The following is a 17017-nucleotide window of genomic DNA, read 5'->3' on the forward strand; positions in this document are numbered from 1 at the left end:
TCCCCCTAACGCTTACGCTTCTTGGCCAACAGTTTCGTCTTCAATGCCAAGTTCTTGTTTGATCCAGTCATAACCTTCTGCTTCAAGACGCTGTGCAAGCTCTGCACCGCCGGATTTGACAACGCGGCCTTGCATCATAACGTGAACAACATCCGGAGTGATGTAGTTTAACAGGCGCTGATAGTGAGTGATCATCAGGCAGCCGAAGTTTTCGCTGCGCATTCTGTTGATCCCTTTAGATACAACTTTCAAAGCGTCAATATCAAGACCTGAGTCGATTTCATCAAGGATGGCGATTTTCGGTTCAATCATCATTAATTGAAGAATTTCGTTGCGTTTTTTCTCCCCGCCTGAGAAGCCTTCGTTAAGATAGCGCTGAGCCATTTCAGGGTCCATTTCAAGGAACTCCATGTTTTCGTCCATTTTGCGGATGAATTTCATAAGAGAAATTTCATCGCCTTCTTCTCTGCGCGCGTTGATTGCTGAGCGAAGGAAGTCGGCATTTGTCACACCGCTGATTTCACTTGGGTACTGCATCGCAAGGAATAAGCCTGCCTGCGCACGCTCGTCCACTTCCATCTCCAGTACATCTTTGCCGTCAAGCGTGATGCTGCCTTTTGTTACTTCATATTTAGGATGCCCCATAATAGCAGCTGATAAAGTGGATTTACCAGTTCCGTTCGGGCCCATTACTGCGTGGAATTCTCCACCTTTTATTTCAAGGTTTACACCCTTTAAGATCTCTTTCCCTTCGATTTCAACGTGAAGATCTTTGATCGTTAATGTTGAAGCAGCCATATCTATACCTCCAAAATATATAATCATTATTCTCATTTTATTCTCATTCTAATTTTATAACAAATGAAAAGTAAATACAACTTTTTATCGTGCCTCGCACATTCCTCAAGTTTAACAAAGATCAGCACTTTATTAAAGCGATTGAAAAAGAAAAAGAGTGGATTCCCACCCTTTTTTAAAAGATTGATTTTCTCAATAAGCTCCTGCAGAAATCCGCTTGCTTTTTTGATAATCAAGCTCTCTCTGCCGCTCTACTTTCATTCTTGTTTCCAGCCGGCGTCCGTATTCCTCGTATCCAATTCCGTGTGACAGCTGCATCGCTTTTTCCATTTCTGACGTATAATCGAGGTTCAGTCTGTCCTGGCTGCTGCAAATAATGAATCAATCCCTTCATATATTTGCTTTCTATTTTATCAGTGCTGCGTTTGATGCCGCAAAAAGGATATGGCTTGAAATAGCGGCAGATGAGACGAAAGCATCCATTCAGATCAAATGAGAATGGTTTTTCGGAATATTCCTTCTCTTAATGCGTGGTGTTTCCGAATTCCTCAATGCACTGCTGGACAACTGTCACGCCTTGACTGAAGGCCGCGCCGCCTCCAAATGCCGCTGCCACACTGACGGCTTCGAGAATGTTTTCTTCTGTCGCTCCCTGATCAAGACAGCCTTTTGTATGATAGATCATGCAATATTCGTCCTGAGCATTGATGGCGATTCCGAGGGCGATCAGCTGTTTTTCTCTTTCAGTCAGAGAATTCCCGGCAAAGCACTGTTCAGTAAACTCGTTAAATTTCCTTCCCATCAGCGGCATCTTTTGTTCAAATGTGCCTAAACCATGTTTATATTGTTTTAGCGCGTCCTGCATGCTTCCTCTGTCTTGATTCAAAGAAAATCCCTCCATCTGTTTAACATTCCTTTTTATTATGAGCAGCTTTTAGGAAAATACGCGAAAAAACCCCGGATTGCTCATCCGGGGTTTCAGACTTATTCAGATACAGGAAGCACAGCTCCGTCGTATTTTTTCTCGATGAAGTCTTTGATCTTTTTAGAGTGAAGAACTTCCATCAGCGCTTTGATTTTTGCAGAATCTTCTTCGCCTTTTCTCACTGCGACGATGTTAGCATATGGGTTGTTTTTCGTTGATTCTACTTCAATTGCATCTTTTTTAGGATTTAATTTATTTTGGATCGCATAGTTTACATTGATGAAGACCGCGTCTCCTTCTTTGTTTTCATATGCTTTTGCCGTTAATTCAGGCGCTACTTTTTTGAATTCAAGGTTTTTCGGGTTTTTCTTAATGTCTTTCAATGTTGCGTCAACGGTTTCCACTTTAGAATCAAGAGTGATTAATCCAGCGTTTTCAAGCATTGCAAGCATACGGCCTTGTTCAGCAACGTTGTTTGTCAGGATGATTGTCGCACCGTCTGGAAGGTCTTTCAGTGATTTGTATGTTTTAGAGTAAATACCAAATGGCTCTAAGTGAACAGCGCCGGCATTCACAAGTTTGTAATCTGTGTTTTCTTTCATTTCTTGCTCAAGGTAAGGAATGTGCTGGAAGTAGTTCGCGTCCACTTCTTTATCAGCTAAAGCTTTATTGTACATTTTGTAATCACTAAGCACTTTCACTTTCAGCGTATAGCCTTTTTCTTTCAGCAATGGTTCAGCTTCTTTTAAAATTTCCGCATGCGGTGTTTTCGTTGCTGCAACGACAATTTCTTTCTTGCCGGATTCAGCGCCGTTATTCGAACCGCAGGCAGCCATAACTCCTGCAAATACAAGCAGTAATGCACCTAAAAATAGCTTTTTCAATGTAAATCCTCCCTTATCGTTTGTCTATAATATTTGTTATTAAATCACCGATGATTTGAATAATAAATACGATGATTAAAATAAACACAGTCGCAACGAAGGTAACATCAGCGTTATTAGACTGATATCCTTCTACGTACGCAAGGTTTCCAAGGCCGCCTGAACCAATGGCTCCGGCAATTGCCGTTGAGCCGATCAAAGCGATGGCTGTAACCGTAATGCCAGAAATAAGTGCCGGCATTGATTCCGGAATCAGCACTTTGAAAATGATCGTAGACGTTTTCGCGCCCATTGATTTAGCGGCTTCAATCACACCTTTATCCACCTCACGCAGCGCGATTTCAACAAGACGTGCGTAAAACGGTGCCGAGCCGATAACCAGCGCCGGCAATGCGGCGTTTGGCCCTAAGATCGTGCCGACTAAAAACTTCGTAAACCCTAATAGTAAAATAATTAAAATAAGGAACGGAATCGATCTGAATATGTTAACAACGGCAGCAATCACAGAGTTGACCGCTTTATTCTGCCAGAGGCTTCCTTTGCTCGTCAGAAAGAGCAGCAAGCCGAGGATGACCCCGATGACAAAAGCAAACAGTAAAGAAATCAGCGTCATATAAAGTGTTTCATAGGTCGCGTTCCATAATTCAGTTAAATCAACGTTCGGGAAGTATTTTTCAAACATTCGTGATCACCTCTGCTTTCACCTGTTTGTCATTAATGAACCGGATCACGTTTTGCACTTCTTCCTCGTCTCCGTCAATGTGGATGAACAGTGAACCGTAAGCTCCATCCTTCGTCTGCGAAATTTTCCCTTGCAGAATATTGACGCTGACATTGAAGTTTCTGATCATCTCTGTAATCAGAGGCTGTTCAGCTGACTCACCGACAAATGTGAGCTGAACCATTTTTCCTGATGCTGTATCATCAAGAAGGTGCTGAAGCGTCTCTTTCGTTTCTTCTGGCTCTGTCACCTGTTGAACAAATCGTTTTGTCATTTGTTCCTTTGGATTTTTGAAGACGTCGAGAACCTCGCCTTCTTCGACCACCTTACCGTTTTCCATGACGGCGACTCTGTTGCAGATTTTGCGGATGACATGCATTTCGTGCGTAATCAGCACAATCGTCAAACCGAGTCTTTCATTAATATCGGACAATAGATCCAGAATTGAATCTGTCGTTTGCGGATCTAATGCTGATGTCGCTTCGTCACAAAGGAGAACCTTCGGATTGTTTGCAAGCGCTCTGGCAATTCCGACACGCTGCTTCTGACCGCCGCTCAGCTGGGACGGATATGATTTTTCTTTTCCTTCTAAACCTACCAGTTTAATCAGTTCATTGGCGCGCTTGATCCGCTCGCTCTTTTTCACCCCGGCAATTTCTAAAGGAAACATGATATTATCTCTGACAGTCCGCGACCAAAGCAAATTGAAATGCTGGAAAATCATACTGATCTCATGGCGTGCTTTTCTTAAACCGCGTCCATTTACTTCATTAATCTTTGTTCCCGCCACTTCCACGGTTCCTGAGGTTGGTTTCTCAAGGCCGTTCAGCAGACGGATTAAGGAACTCTTACCAGCTCCGCTATATCCTATAATTCCAAAAATCTCACCTTTTTTAATGGAAAGCGAGACATTTTGGACAGCATTGACATCTCCATGTTTCGACTTGTAAACTTTTGAAACATCCTGAAGATTGATCAAAGCAATCACCTGCCTTAACACTATTCTAAGAAATCTTCCGGTTTTTTCTGCAAAAGAAAAGCCTTTCTGCACACTTGAGCAGAAAGGCTTATATAAAATGCCTTTCTCTCATCTTTCAAAGCTGAACGCTTCGTGTGAATTGGCACCATTTCAACAGCGTTGATGGTTGCCGGGCTTCATAGGGCACTTCCCTCCACCTCTCTTGATAAGAGAAATATATAGTCTTTTTCGTCCGGAAATTCTTAATGTAGAATAGCACGGCGAATGATTAAATGTCAATAAAATAAATGATGACAACTTTTACTATTATAATAATTTATTATTTTTCAATTCTTTGAAATCCTCTGAAAAAATCCATTTGTCAGCCAGAGAATGGCTTCTAGCTTTAACAGGGCCCTGAATGACCCCTTTACTTTGAGGCTTCCGCTCTGAATCAAGTGCTGAAGGGAAATATCTCCGTGCAATAAATCAATAATTTCCGTTTGGTTTCCGTAAAAGGTCAGGTTGGACGTTTGGGGCGGAGAAACTTTTTTCATTTCTCCCTGTTCGTTTATTGAGACGGTTAAGGCTTCTGCTTCTCCTTGAAAGGTAATGAGCAATGTTGAGGCATTCAAAAGGGGTTTTAAAAACAGATGCTGATACTCATCTTCTAAAACTTCCGCTTTCTCCATATGTACAACCTCCTATTTGTTGGTCATACATACACATTTCTCTCTCTGTCGCAAGAACCCCTTTATAAAACGAACGACAATTTCGTTGGATATGCTGAGAAATATGTCATAATTGGGATGCGGAAGATGATTTTTGTTTGATCAGCTCATATAAATAAGAAACGGAATGAAACGCATATCCTCTTTCGACCACCTTTCCGCCTTTAAACAGCAGAAAACAAGGGACGCTTTCAATTTGATATGCTTTTGCAAATGTCGGAGAGTAATTGACATTGTTTTGATAGAAGGCGACATCAGGCAGCATTTCTTTCACCACTGTCAGCATTTTGCTTGCAAGCTGGCAGGTGCCGCAAAACGGAGTATATAAATATAGAAGGTACACATCATCTTCAATGTGATCAAGTTCGTGTTCTTGGAGTTCTTTCATGCTATACACCTCGGGACTTTCTTTCAAGAAAAATAGTATGGACATTCAGATTCGCACGCAGCAATACAGAGGCGACATGGTGCCTGGGCGCAGCCGCTACTTCCTTATAGGCTCTGTCGATATGGAGATGGCAGGCTTCATTAAATTCACGCTTCAGCTGTTTTCTCAATTTCTCGCCTGATTCATCAGCATCAACTAATATATAGACGTCTTTATCATAAAGCTCGTCAGCCAATTCCTCAAGCTTCAGCTGGCTGATTGTTCCGTTTGTGCAGATAATGCGCACCGGTTCATTCAGGACGCTTTCGATTTTCTCTTTATCTGATTTCCCCTCGACAATCATAACCTTTTCCAGCTCATCCATCTTCTTCACCTGCCGCGTCAAATTTGAAACGTTCAGATTGTAAAAGAAGGCAGTGAAATTCACCGCCTACATTTAACACCAGCCGTTTTCGTAGTCACAATCTACATATTTTGCGTCGTCACCAGAGACCACATCGGCTGTCTTATAAAACTTCTCATTTTCAAAGGAATAACCGGACTTAAGCTCATATTCATTCATGCTTGTCATTTGGCCGATCATCTCATTATCATGATATAACGAGAGCCGGCCATTTTGAAAGCGGCCTGTCACGTCGTTGGTGACATCGAGCTTTTGTTTGTCGAAAGCCATATTGGACACCTCCCATAACGTTAGCGTGTCCAATTGCTTTTACGGCTATCCTGTTTTAGTCTTCTTGTGTCATCTCTTCGTATTGCTCTGCTGTCATCAGTTTTTCAATTTCAGAAGCGTCAGTCGGCTCAACGACGATCATCCATGCTTTTTCGTACGGAGATTCGTTGACGAATTCCGGACTGTCATCAAGATCTTCGTTTACTTCCACAACAGTTCCGTTAATCGGCGCATAAAGCTCAGATACCGTTTTAACGGATTCAACACTGCCGAATGGCTCGTCCGCTTTGATTTCAGCGCCCACTTCAGGAAGTTCGACAAACACGATGTCGCCTAGCTCGGACTGGGCAAAATGCGTAATTCCGATTCTGGCTTTTTCTCCTTCAACTTTTACCCATTCGTGTTCTCCTGAGTAACGCAAATCTTTTGGTATGCTCAATTGAATCCCTCCATTTTTTACAGCACTACAATAAGAAGATACCACACTTTTCAAAAAAAATTTACATTAAGCCCAGTTTTCTTCAAATTGGTCTTCTTTAAATCCGACAGTCACTTTTTCGCCGTCTGTTGTAAGCGGGCGTTTGATCAGCATTCCGTCTGAAGCCAGCAGTTCGAGCTGTTCGTCCTCTGACATGTGATACAGCTTTTCCTTGAGATTGAGCTCGCGGTATTTCATGCCGCTCGTGTTGAAAAATTTCTTGAGATCCAGCCCGCTTTTTTCATAAAGCGCTTTTAATTCTTCTTTGCTTGGCGGCTGCTCAGCAATATGTATTTCGTTTATTTCTTTCCCATGCTCTTCAAGCCACTTCTTTGCTTTGCGGCACGTTCCGCATTTAGGGTACCAGTAAAAAGTTAACGACATCTTCTTCCCCCTCAATAAAATAATCGAGGTTATTTTAACACAGTTTGTTTTAAAAACCTAAAACAGTGCTTCTTAAAAAAGAGCTCCGCGCATGCGGAGCTCATGGCCAATCAGACAATATATTTCTCAGCCTCAAAAATGCCTGCCGCCGCCTCGCGTTTTTTCTGAATCACGTTTTTAGGCGTTACGCGTGTCAGCTTTCGCAGAGCGGAAAGCATCATGCGGAGTGAGTCTCCTTCTTCCATTGCGATAAGGGATTCCTTCGCATGCGCTTCAATTTCGTTAAAGGCTTCTTGAACGAAAATTTCTGTGTACAGCACCTTTTGCGCAGCTTTTTCAGCGCCTTGTGCTGCAATGGCCTTTTCCGTTCTGAGCACGGCCGATTCCATTGCGTATACATTGCTGACGATATCCGCGACGTTCACGAGAATTTCTTGCTCATGATCGATGGCTTTTCCGTATTTTTGCGCAGCTAGGCCGGCGGCAAACAACGCAATTTTTTTCGCTTGCTTAACGATATATTTCTCTTGCTCTAAGACGCCGCTTCCAGGCTCTTCAGGCATAAGCATCATGAGTTCTTCCTGCAGCGACTGTGCTTTTTCAAATAGAGGCAGCTCGCCTTTTAGCGCTTTTTTCAGGAAAGTGCTTGGCACGATTAATCGGTTGATTTCGTTTGTGCCTTCAAAAATTCGATTGATCCTTGAATCCCTATAAGCTCTTTCTACTTCGTACTCCTGCATAAAGCCGTAGCCTCCATGAATCTGAACGCCTTCATCAACAATATAATCAAGCGTTTCAGAGCCAAACACCTTATTCAGAGAGCATTCGATGGCGTATTCCGCAATTGACTTGGCGATTTGCCGGCCGTCCTTGAGGTCTTCGGCCGTGAACTGGCTCATATTGTCTTCAAACAGCCCGACGGTTCTGTATACAGAGCTTTCCATCGCATACAGCCTTGAGGCCATTGTCCCGATTTTTTCCTGTGTCAATGAAAAACCTGCAATCGGTGTTTTAAATTGGCGGCGCTGATTTGCGTATGCCGCAGACAGCTCGATGACCCGCTTAGATGCGCCAATTGTGCCAACCGCCAGTTTGTAGCGGCCGATGTTTAAAATATTAAAGGCGATGACATGCCCTTTGCCGATTTCTCCGAGCAGGTTTTCCTTCGGCACTTCCGCTTGATCCAAAATGAGGGTCCTCGTCGATGATCCTTTGATTCCCATTTTCTTTTCTTCCGGTCCCGTGGAGACACCTGGGAACTCTTTTTCTACAATAAAGGCTGAAAACTTGTCGCCATCCACTTTAGCGTAAACCACAAAAACATCGGCAAAAGCAGAGTTGGTAATCCACTGTTTTTCCCCGGTTAATACATAATGCGTTCCTGCTTCGTTCAGCACGGCTGTTGTTTTTGCTCCAAGTGCATCAGACCCAGAGCCAGGCTCAGTCAGAGCATAAGCCGCGATCTTTTCGCCTGAAGCGAGGCCAGGCAAATATTTTTTCTTTTGTTCTTCTGATCCGAAAAAGACAATCGGCAAGGAACCGATGCCGACATGCGCGCCATAGGAAAGAGAAAAGCTTCCCGCACGCGAAAATTTCTCAGTGATGAGCGCCGAGCTGATCTTATCTAGGCCGAGCCCGCCGTATTCTTCCGGCACATCGGCGCCAAGCAGCCCTAGTTCGCCCGCTTTCTTCAACAGTCTGACAGAATGCTCAAATTGATGGTTTTCGATGTCATCTATATGAGGGAGAACATCTTGCTCGATATAATCCTCTGTTGTTTTCGCAATCATTTTATGCTCGTCAGTGAAATCCTCCGGTGTATACATTTGATCGTATGTGACATCCTCGATTAAGAATCCGCCGCCTTTTAGTATATCAGCTGTTTTTTTTGCCATTTGTTTTTCCCCCTTTAGCATAATTCAAATACACCGGCCGCTCCCATCCCGCCGCCGATACACATGGTCACGACTCCAAATTGCTCGTTTCTCCGTTTCATTTCATGGATGAGTGAGAGTGTAAGCTTTGTGCCCGTACAGCCAAGCGGGTGCCCAAGCGCGATTGCGCCCCCGTTGACATTCACTTTTTCTTCATCAATTCCCAATTCTCTGATCACTTGAATGGCCTGTGAGGCAAAAGCTTCGTTCAATTCAAACAAGCCGATGTCCTGCAGCTGAAGGCCGGCAAGCTTCAAAGCGCGCGGAATTGCTTCAACCGGCCCGATTCCCATGACTTCCGGCGGCACGCCGCCTACTGCAAAGGAGCGGAATTTCACAAGCGGGGCCAGGCCAAGAGCATCGGCTTTTTCCCGATCCATCAGCATGACAGCCGCCGCTCCGTCACTCGTCTGCGAGGAGTTGCCCGCGGTCACCGTTCCGTCAACGGAAAAAGCCGGGCGCAATGTCGCTAAGATGTCTGCAGTCGTTTGCGGGCGAACGCCTTCATCCTGAGAAAACACGAATTGTTTTTCTTGCGGCTTATGGTTTTCTCCGATTTCTGTCACCGTCACTTCGACAGGTACAATCTCATCTTTAAATTTCCCTTCTGCAAGGGCTTTAGCGGCGTTTTGATGGCTGCGAACGGCAAACGCATCTTGATCCTCACGGGAGACGCCGTATTTTCTCGCAACCTGCTCGGCTGTATGTCCCATGCTCATATAATATTCCGGTGCCTGTTCTGCCAAAGCAAGGTTCGGCCGGGTGACATGCCCCATCATCGGCACCTGTGACATGGATTCTGCTCCGCCAGCAATCGCTGTATCATAGGCGCCGAGCATAATTTTTTCTGCCGCATATGCAATAGACTGAAGGCCGGATGAGCAATATCGGTTGACTGTAATCGCCGGAACCGTGTATGGCAGCCCCGCGAGCGCCCCGATATTTCTCGCCATATTAAGCCCCTGTTCCGCTTCAGGTGTTGCACAGCCGATAATCAAGTCATCAATATTACCTTCGTAGCCGCCTGCCCGTTTCAGCGTTTCTTTTACGCAAATCGCTCCCAAATCATCTGGGCGAACGGTGGCCAACGATCCTTTTTTTGCTTTCCCAACCGGTGTTCTTGCACCTGATACAATGACTGCCTCTTTCATAAGCTCCCTCCTAATTCCGTAAAGGTTTACCTTTCACAAGCATATGCTGCATTCTCGCTTGAGATTTTGCCTCTCCCGCTAAACTCAAAAACGCTTCTCTTTCGATCTCCAATAAATACTCTTCATCAACCTCTGTACCGAACGGCACTTTTCCGCCCGCAATGACATAAGCGAGTTTTTTCGCAATCTTGAAATCATGCTCAGATATATAGCCAGACAGTTTCATCTGCTCAGCGCCAAGCAAGAGTGCTGCATAACCAGTTTCTCCCGGCACCTTGACCTTTTCTTTTACAGGCGGCCGCCAGCCGGTATCGTATAAAGATGCGGCCAGTTGCTTCGCATCGTATAACAGGTGGTCTTGATTCACGCTGATCTGATCCGTTTCTTTTAAGATGTTCATCTCACGAGCCTCTTGAGCGGAAGCGGACACTTTCGCCATCGCGATTGTTTCAAATGTTTTCATTGCCGCATTCATCGGATCAAGGCCACGGCGTAGATGATTGATGTACAGCTCTTTGTTTCCCCCTCCGCCAGGGATGAGGCCGACACCGGATTCAACAAGACCCATATAGGCTTCGCTTGCCGCTTGAGTACGCGCCGCAGGCAGGCATACTTCCGTTCCTCCGCCGAGCGTCATGCCAAATGGCGCGGCGACGACCGGTTTCGCACTGTATTTGATCTTCATCATCGTCTCCTGAAAACGGCGTATCACAAAATCAACTTCCAAAAAGTTGTCATCTTGGACTTCCATTAAGATCATGGCGAGATTTGCGCCGACACAGAAATTTTTTCCTTGGTTGCCGATGACAAGGCCCTTGTAATTCCGTTCTGTTTCCTCTAATCCTTTGTGGATCATTTGAATGATATCGAGGCCGATCGCATTGCTTTTCGAATGAAATTCAAGAAGGGCCACATCATCTCCAAGGTCAATTAAGCTTGCTCCGCTGTTTTTCGCAATCACGCCTTTTGTTTCTTTAAGCGCTTGTAAATGAATTCGTTTTTTGTTTTCTTTCACGGCTCTGTATTCGCCGCGGTCATAATAAAATACCGTTCCGTTCTCTTTGATGTAGAAGGTTTCATTTCCTTTGTCCAGCATCTCTTTTATCCAGCCAGGCATATCTGCTCCAAGCTGCTCAAGCTTTTCCGCTGACTGCCTGAGGCCGATGGCGTCCCACATTTCAAAAGGCCCCAGCTCCCAGCCGAATCCCCACTTCATGGCTTGGTCAATCGCATGAATATCATCGGCAATCTCACCAAGCAGCTCGGCTGAGTAAAGCAGGGTTTGAGAAGTGATATTCCACAGCAATCGGCCGGCCCTGTCATCCGAGTAAATAAGCGCTTTCATTTTGGCTTTTGTCCCTTTTGCCTGTTTTGCCGCTTCAAGTGCCGGTGTTTTCATTTTTGTCCGCTCGCCATAAGTAAGCGTCACTGGGTCAAGCTCATAAATAATTTTTCCTTCTTTTTTATAAAAGCCTTGGCCGGCCTTACTTCCGATCCACCCTTTTTCCAGCATATCGTTCATGAAGCTTGGAAGGCGAAACACTTCTTTCTCATCGCCATCGGCTTTGTCATACACATTTCGGGCAACGTGGGCGAATGTATCGAGGCCGACAACATCAAGCGTTCTGAAGGTGGCGCTTTTCGGCCTGCCGATCAGCGGACCTGTGATCGAATCAACCTCTCCAACCTGATAGTCGCCTTTCAGCATTTCTTGGACTGTCACAAGAAGCCCGAATGTTCCGATGCGGTTTGCGATAAAGTTCGGTGTGTCCTTTGCTGTAACAACGCCTTTACCGAGGACATTTTCTCCGAAAGCTGTCATAAACTTTAAAATATCAGGATCTGTTTCCTTAATCGGAATGATCTCCAGCAGCTTTAAATAGCGTGCGGGATTAAAAAAATGCGTTCCAAGAAAATGGGCTTTAAAATCATCCGACCGGCCTTCAGCCATTTCCTGCACTGATATGCCGGATGTGTTGCTTGAGACGATGCTTCCAGTCTTTCGATGTTCATCCACAAGAGCGAAAATTTTCTTTTTGACTTCAAGGTTTTCGACAACGACCTCAATAATCCAATCTGCTTCTTTCAGTTTTTTTGCATCATCCTCCAGATTGCCCGGTGTAATATAGGAGGTATTTTTCGCTGATGTGAGGGGAGCGGGCTTTTGTTTCAGCAGTTTTTTCACCGCCTGCCGGCTAAGCCTGCTGCGCACCTCCGGACTGTCCTTCGTCAGCCCCTTTTTTTCCTCTTCCTTTGTCAAATCGTTCGGCACAATATCTAGCAGCAGGACAGGAATTCCGATGTTAGCCAAATGCGCCGCAATTCCGGAACCCATTACCCCCGATCCTAAAACGGCTGCCTTCCGAATGTGTTTGTGCATGAGATATCCCCCTTGAACATTGAATGAATAGTCATTCATTTTTTGACTAAAAAAAATGAAACCCGTTTCTTCTTTCATCTTAAAAGATTTCTGGTTCGACTTCAATAGCTAATTTGTTATTTTTTTGTATGAAGCCTATAAAAGACGGGTAACTTAAGCCCGGAGGTGACGGGAATGGTGCGAGAGAAAAAAAATCCGTCTTCTGCGGCAGTCAGCGCGGCGAGCGTAAAGGGAGATGCTGGTCCGACTCAGCATTACGGCGGCGGAAAACGGACAAGTCAAAACCAGCAATATAAAAAACATAACATGGAACAATCATAATGCAGCTGCTTCCCCGCGGCTGCTTTCACTTTTTCAGAATTCCTTTTAACACAAATGCTGCATTGGCGGGCCGTTCGGCAATTCTTCTCATAAAGTAGCTGAACCAGTCTGTTCCATATGGGACATACACACGCATTCTGTAGCCTTCTTTCGCGAGTTCCTTCTGACGCTCTGGCCTGATGCCGTATAGCATTTGAAACTCAAATTGCGATGCGGGGATTTGATGTTCGTCGACGAGCTTTTTCGTATATGCAATAATGTCATCGTCATGTGTGGCGACAGCCGTGTAGTTCCCGCTTAATAGCTGCAGCTTTATTAAGCTCTGAAAATGTAGGTCTGTTCCTTTTTTGTCAGGAAACGCTACAGCCGCAGATTCTTTATAAGCGCCTTTCACAAGTCTGAGATTCGGCTTTACGTCACGCATCTTTCTAATATCTTCTGCCGCCCGGTACAGATACGCCTGAATGACCGTGCCAAGCTTCTCAAATTCCTGTTTGCATTGCCTGTAAATAAAAAGTGTCTGTTCATAATGAGAATAGTCTTCCATATCAATGGTCACAGCAACATCATATTGCTTCGCAATGGAAAGAATGGCGCGCAAATGAGTAAGAGCAAGTTCTTCTGAAAGATCGAGCCCGATTGAGGTGAGTTTAAGTGAAAGCTCCGACTCCAATTGATGTTCGGCAATGGCTTGAATGGCTTTCTTGCATTCCTCTGCGACTTGGTTCGCTTCTTTTTCCGAAGCTGCATACTCACCTAAATAATCAATTGTTGCACACAAACCGGATCTGTTTAGCCTTTTGACGGTCTTAACTGCCGATTCAATCGTATCCCCTGCGACAAATCTTCGTGCTCCAAGCCTCTTTCCATATGCTTTTGCGAACTTGGTAAGCGTTTTATTTTGAGATAAAAATAAAAACACATGTCTCAACATCCGACTCCCTCCCGCCATCATCTTCAAAACACCTGTATACAACGCCCAGTCTGAAGGAAACTATAAAATGAACTGAAATCAAAGGAGGATCACAATGGACAATCAGCAGCAATCTCAAATGCCGCCTTCCGTTATTTCGACAAAGGATCATTTGTATCTCAATGACATGCTGAACTGGAATTTGCTCGCGATGAAAAAAGCGCATTTCATGGCGCAGCAGTGCCAGGATCAAACGTTAAAGCAAGAACTCGATCGCGTCGGACACATGCATCATGATCACTATCAAAGAATATTAAAGCACCTGCAGCCAGGGCAGCAGCAGTCCGGCTACATCCAATAAGGAGGCGTCAGAATGAATCAACAAAATCAAAAAATCAGCAACCCTCAGACACCTGTACCGACAACATCGGAAATGAATGACAGAGATTTCGTCAACGAACTGCTGACAACCGAAAAATACATGACAACAGCTTATTGCACAGCCTTGCACGAATTCAGCCACGAGTCTCTTTATCAGGATATTCAATCCATTTTTGATGAGTCACAAAAAGCGCAAAGAAAACTGTATGACCTCATGTTCCAATATGGATGGTATTCTGTTGAAGCGGAGGATGCCCAAAAGCTGCAGCAATCCTATCAAAAATTCCAGCAGACCATTCAGCAGCAGTCTCCTTATCAGCAGTAACAATATTAGAAAAAGGATACGATGTTCTTTCGGACATCTATCCTTTTTTTTGTGTAAAATCAGTTGACTTTTCATTTACGCTTATTTATATTTAATAAGCATTAACTATTTTGTTATCAAAATATATATACAGTGTATGTAACAGAGGGGAATTGAATATGAAGAGTGCGGATCAGTTAATGTCCGATATCCAATTATCGCTTCAGGCGCTCTTTCAAAAGATACAGCCTGAAATGCTGGAAAGCATGGAGAAACAAGGTGTCACCCCAGCGCAGCTGTTTGTGCTGGCCAGCCTAAAGAAACACGGCAGCCTCAAGATTTCTGAAATTGCCGAGCGTATGGAGGTGAAGCCAAGCGCGGTGACGCTGATGGCAGATCGCCTTGAACAAAAAAATCTTATCGCCAGGACACACAACACAAAAGACAGGCGAGTGATTGATCTCAGTCTAACTGACGAAGGAGACAGAAAGTTCGAGGAGATTTTGGCAGGCAGAAAGGCCATTATGGCACGCTATCTTTCCTTTTTGACGGAGGAGGAGATGCTTCAGGCGGCGCATATTACAGCAAAGCTCGCACAGGCAGCAGCGGAAACTGATGAAAAGCAAAACATGAAAAGAGGAAACGGATGAAAATGAGTAAAGAAGGCAAACAATCCAAACGGACGTTATTAATAACAGGCTTAATTATTGCCATGTTTTTTTCAGCCCTTGATGGCACCATTGTCGGAACAGCCATGCCGAAAATTGTCGGTGATCTGGGCGGTTTGAGCATGATGACCTGGCTGACAACTGCATATTTGTTAACATCAACAACTATTGTGCCAATTGCCGGCAAACTGGCTGATTTATTGGGACGCCGCATTGTCTATGTATCAGGTTTGATTATTTTTATGGCTGCTTCTGCCTTATGCGGAATGGCCAACAACATGACAGAATTGATTATCTTCCGTGGACTGCAAGGAATCGGCGGAGGCATCATGATGCCGATGGCGATGATTGTTATCGGTGACTTGTTCACAGGAAAACAGCGTGCTAAATTCCAAGGGGTCTTTGGCGCGATTTATGGGCTGGCTTCAGTAATTGGGCCGCAAATCGGCGGCTGGATTGTAGACTCGTTAAACTGGAAATGGGTTTTCTATATTAACCTGCCAGTCGGAATTATTGCGGTTATTTTCATTGCAAGAGGATTACAGGGACGCCAGCAGACTGGTCCGATCAACTTTGACATCGCTGGTATTTTCACGATGATTGTTGGTGTTGTCAGCCTCTTGCTCGCCTTAAGCTTTGGCGGAAAAGATTACGCATGGGATTCTTGGCAGATTCTTGGTTTGTTCGCTCTCGCACTGATCGGCATTGTCAGCTTTATTATCGTAGAATCAAAAGCAAAAGAGCCAATCCTGCCAATGTATTTATTTAAAAACAGAACATTTACCTTTCTAAACTTGATCGGCTTCTTTATGAGTATCGGTATGTTTGGCGCCATTACGTTTGTTCCTTTCTTTATGCAAGGAATTGTCGGTGTAAGTGCGTCTGAATCGGGTACAATTATGACACCGATGATGATCTCTATGATTATCACAAGTATTATCGGCGGCCAGCTTGTGTACAAAATCGGAATTAAACCGCAAATCATTACAGGCATGCTAGTTATGGCCGGCGGATTCTTGCTGTTAACGACATTGGATCTTGACACGAGCAAGCTTGTCGCTACATCATATATGGCGATTATTGGCCTTGGAATGGGTCTTGTTATGCCGATTCTGACATTGGCTTTACAGGAAAGCTTTTCGAAAGAGGAGCTTGGCGTTGTCACCTCATCCAGCCAATTCTTCCGTTCTATCGGCGGAACATTCGGCATTACCATGCTGGGAGCCGTAATGAATGCGAGATCAGGAAATCTATTAACAGATAAATTGGTTCCATATTTAGACTCTCTTCCGGCACAGGCAAGCTCGTTTGCCGCCCAGCTAAAGGGTATGATTGATACAAATCCGCAAGGGCTGCTGCAATCACTGTTCAGTCCGGACGCGGTCAAACAAATCCCTGCGGCTTTCTCATCCCATATTGTGCCGATTTTAAAAACATCGTTGATGGATTCACTCCACAGCGTGTTTTATACAGGCCTGATCTTTATCGCAGTCGGAGCCGTATTTACATTGTTCTTAAAACCTATCAAACTATCAAATAAGAAAACGGGAGAACAAGTGAAAGAGAAAGCGGCAAAAGCCGTTGAATCACCTTCCCATTAATAGAGCACCCCGCGGGTATCAAACCGCGGGGTTTTTTTATTCAATCATCTGGGCCCTTCCATTTCCGAAAGACCAATCCTCATCCTGATTTCCGGCCAGCATGATAAATACATCTTCTTTTCTTACGCCAAGCTCGGAATGAATCCGGCTTGCGATTGAGCGGTAAAGCGCTTTTTTCTGTTCAGTTGTTCTTGATTGTTTCAGTGTAAAATGAATGTATATCAGTTCATCAGTACGCTCAACTTGGAGATAAAATGGATCATAGAAAAATTCGCCTTTTTCATATTGCCTGATGACTTGAAAATAGTCATCTTCCGGCACATTGATTTCTTCAATCATCGATTGGTGGATGGCCCTGCTCAGTTTTTGAAGCCACGCTTCGCTTCTTCCCGACCGTAAATGAATCTGTACAAATGGCATCTCC

Annotated in this window: 22 protein-coding genes and 1 riboswitch; of the genes, 5 read left to right on the forward strand and 17 right to left on the reverse strand. The window is 44.6% G+C overall.

Annotated features, from left to right (window positions below; genetic code table 11):
• Positions 1-12: 12 nt before the first annotated feature.
• The 15 genes from sufC to C1T29_RS19340 form a co-directional block, all read right to left on the reverse strand.
• A complete protein-coding gene (sufC, locus tag C1T29_RS19270) occupies positions 13-798 on the reverse strand; it encodes a Fe-S cluster assembly ATPase SufC (protein WP_003327022.1) in 786 nt (261 codons plus the stop codon).
• A 192-nt stretch (positions 799-990) separates the two neighbouring features.
• The gene (locus C1T29_RS19275; protein WP_014665305.1) at positions 991-1128 is read right to left on the reverse strand and encodes a YuzK family famiily protein; all 138 of its coding nucleotides are present in this window, start codon (positions 1126-1128) and stop codon (positions 991-993) included.
• Between the two features lie 193 nt (positions 1129-1321).
• Positions 1322-1699, reverse strand: coding sequence for a carboxymuconolactone decarboxylase family protein (locus C1T29_RS19280; protein WP_014477920.1), 378 nt, complete (start codon positions 1697-1699; stop codon positions 1322-1324).
• Between the two features lie 83 nt (positions 1700-1782).
• On the reverse strand, positions 1783-2607 hold the full coding sequence (gene metQ / locus C1T29_RS19285) for a methionine ABC transporter substrate-binding lipoprotein MetQ (protein WP_014665307.1): 825 nt from the start codon (positions 2605-2607) through the stop codon (positions 1783-1785).
• 13 nt (positions 2608-2620) lie between these two features.
• On the reverse strand, positions 2621-3289 hold the full coding sequence (gene metP / locus C1T29_RS19290; protein ID WP_003228593.1) for a methionine ABC transporter permease MetP: 669 nt from the start codon (positions 3287-3289) through the stop codon (positions 2621-2623).
• Positions 3282-4307, reverse strand: coding sequence for a methionine ABC transporter ATP-binding protein MetN (gene metN / locus C1T29_RS19295; protein ID WP_003242531.1), 1026 nt, complete (start codon positions 4305-4307; stop codon positions 3282-3284). The genes metP and metN overlap by 8 nt, the downstream gene beginning before the upstream one ends.
• A 105-nt stretch (positions 4308-4412) precedes the next feature.
• Positions 4413-4519: riboswitch (SAM riboswitch) on the reverse strand.
• A 114-nt stretch (positions 4520-4633) separates the two neighbouring features.
• Positions 4634-4978: an SCP2 sterol-binding domain-containing protein gene (locus C1T29_RS19300; protein WP_014665309.1), complete on the reverse strand. Its 345-nt coding sequence runs from the start codon at positions 4976-4978 to the stop codon at positions 4634-4636.
• Between the two features lie 106 nt (positions 4979-5084).
• Positions 5085-5405 (reverse strand): thioredoxin family protein, encoded by a 321-nt coding sequence (locus tag C1T29_RS19305; RefSeq protein ID WP_040081889.1) that lies wholly within the window; start codon positions 5403-5405, stop codon positions 5085-5087.
• A gap of 1 nt (position 5406) precedes the next feature.
• Complete coding sequence (locus tag C1T29_RS19310) at positions 5407-5769, reverse strand: toprim domain-containing protein (RefSeq protein WP_041521423.1); 363 nt, start codon at positions 5767-5769, stop codon at positions 5407-5409.
• Between the two features lie 72 nt (positions 5770-5841).
• Complete coding sequence (locus C1T29_RS19315; protein WP_003228581.1) at positions 5842-6078, reverse strand: YusG family protein; 237 nt, start codon at positions 6076-6078, stop codon at positions 5842-5844.
• Positions 6079-6133: 55 nt separating this feature from the next.
• A complete protein-coding gene (gcvH, locus tag C1T29_RS19320) occupies positions 6134-6517 on the reverse strand; it encodes a glycine cleavage system protein GcvH (RefSeq protein ID WP_014665312.1) in 384 nt (127 codons plus the stop codon).
• Positions 6518-6583: 66 nt separating this feature from the next.
• Positions 6584-6940 carry an arsenate reductase family protein gene (locus tag C1T29_RS19325; RefSeq protein WP_003222779.1) on the reverse strand — a complete coding sequence of 119 codons (357 nt, stop codon included), beginning with the start codon at positions 6938-6940 and terminating at the stop codon, positions 6584-6586.
• Between the two features lie 110 nt (positions 6941-7050).
• On the reverse strand, positions 7051-8835 hold the full coding sequence (gene fadE, locus C1T29_RS19330) for an acyl-CoA dehydrogenase FadE (RefSeq protein ID WP_095431852.1): 1785 nt from the start codon (positions 8833-8835) through the stop codon (positions 7051-7053).
• A gap of 14 nt (positions 8836-8849) precedes the next feature.
• Positions 8850-10025: an acetyl-CoA C-acetyltransferase gene (locus tag C1T29_RS19335; protein WP_014665314.1), complete on the reverse strand. Its 1176-nt coding sequence runs from the start codon at positions 10023-10025 to the stop codon at positions 8850-8852.
• A 10-nt stretch (positions 10026-10035) separates the two neighbouring features.
• Positions 10036-12405, reverse strand: a complete 2370-nt coding sequence (locus C1T29_RS19340) for a 3-hydroxyacyl-CoA dehydrogenase/enoyl-CoA hydratase family protein (RefSeq protein WP_071580843.1) — start codon at positions 12403-12405, stop codon at positions 10036-10038.
• Positions 12406-12579: 174 nt separating this feature from the next.
• Between C1T29_RS19340 and C1T29_RS19345 the strand changes: the two genes are divergently transcribed.
• Positions 12580-12726, forward strand: a complete 147-nt coding sequence (locus C1T29_RS19345; protein ID WP_003240817.1) for a YuzL family protein — start codon at positions 12580-12582, stop codon at positions 12724-12726.
• 25 nt (positions 12727-12751) lie between these two features.
• Here the strand turns inward: C1T29_RS19345 and C1T29_RS19350 are convergent, their stop codons facing one another.
• Positions 12752-13660 (reverse strand): proline dehydrogenase family protein, encoded by a 909-nt coding sequence (locus tag C1T29_RS19350; RefSeq protein ID WP_103750184.1) that lies wholly within the window; start codon positions 13658-13660, stop codon positions 12752-12754.
• Positions 13661-13754: 94 nt separating this feature from the next.
• Between C1T29_RS19350 and C1T29_RS19355 the strand changes: the two genes are divergently transcribed.
• From C1T29_RS19355 to mdtP, 4 genes are all read left to right on the forward strand, one after another.
• Complete coding sequence (locus C1T29_RS19355; RefSeq protein WP_003228567.1) at positions 13755-14000, forward strand: hypothetical protein; 246 nt, start codon at positions 13755-13757, stop codon at positions 13998-14000.
• Positions 14001-14012: 12 nt separating this feature from the next.
• Entirely contained in the window at positions 14013-14345 is a 333-nt protein-coding gene (locus C1T29_RS19360) for a spore coat protein (protein WP_003222766.1), read from the forward strand.
• A gap of 158 nt (positions 14346-14503) precedes the next feature.
• Positions 14504-14974 (forward strand): MarR family transcriptional regulator MdtR, encoded by a 471-nt coding sequence (gene mdtR / locus C1T29_RS19365; RefSeq protein ID WP_014665318.1) that lies wholly within the window; start codon positions 14504-14506, stop codon positions 14972-14974.
• Entirely contained in the window at positions 14971-16593 is a 1623-nt protein-coding gene (gene mdtP / locus C1T29_RS19370; RefSeq protein ID WP_080478275.1) for a multidrug efflux MFS transporter MdtP, read from the forward strand. The genes mdtR and mdtP overlap by 4 nt, the downstream gene beginning before the upstream one ends.
• 36 nt (positions 16594-16629) lie before the next feature.
• Here the strand turns inward: mdtP and C1T29_RS19375 are convergent, their stop codons facing one another.
• Positions 16630-17013 (reverse strand): tautomerase family protein, encoded by a 384-nt coding sequence (locus C1T29_RS19375; RefSeq protein WP_103750185.1) that lies wholly within the window; start codon positions 17011-17013, stop codon positions 16630-16632.
• Between the last annotated feature and the right edge of the window lie 4 nt (positions 17014-17017).

Source organism: Bacillus sp. MBGLi79 (genome assembly GCF_002953915.1).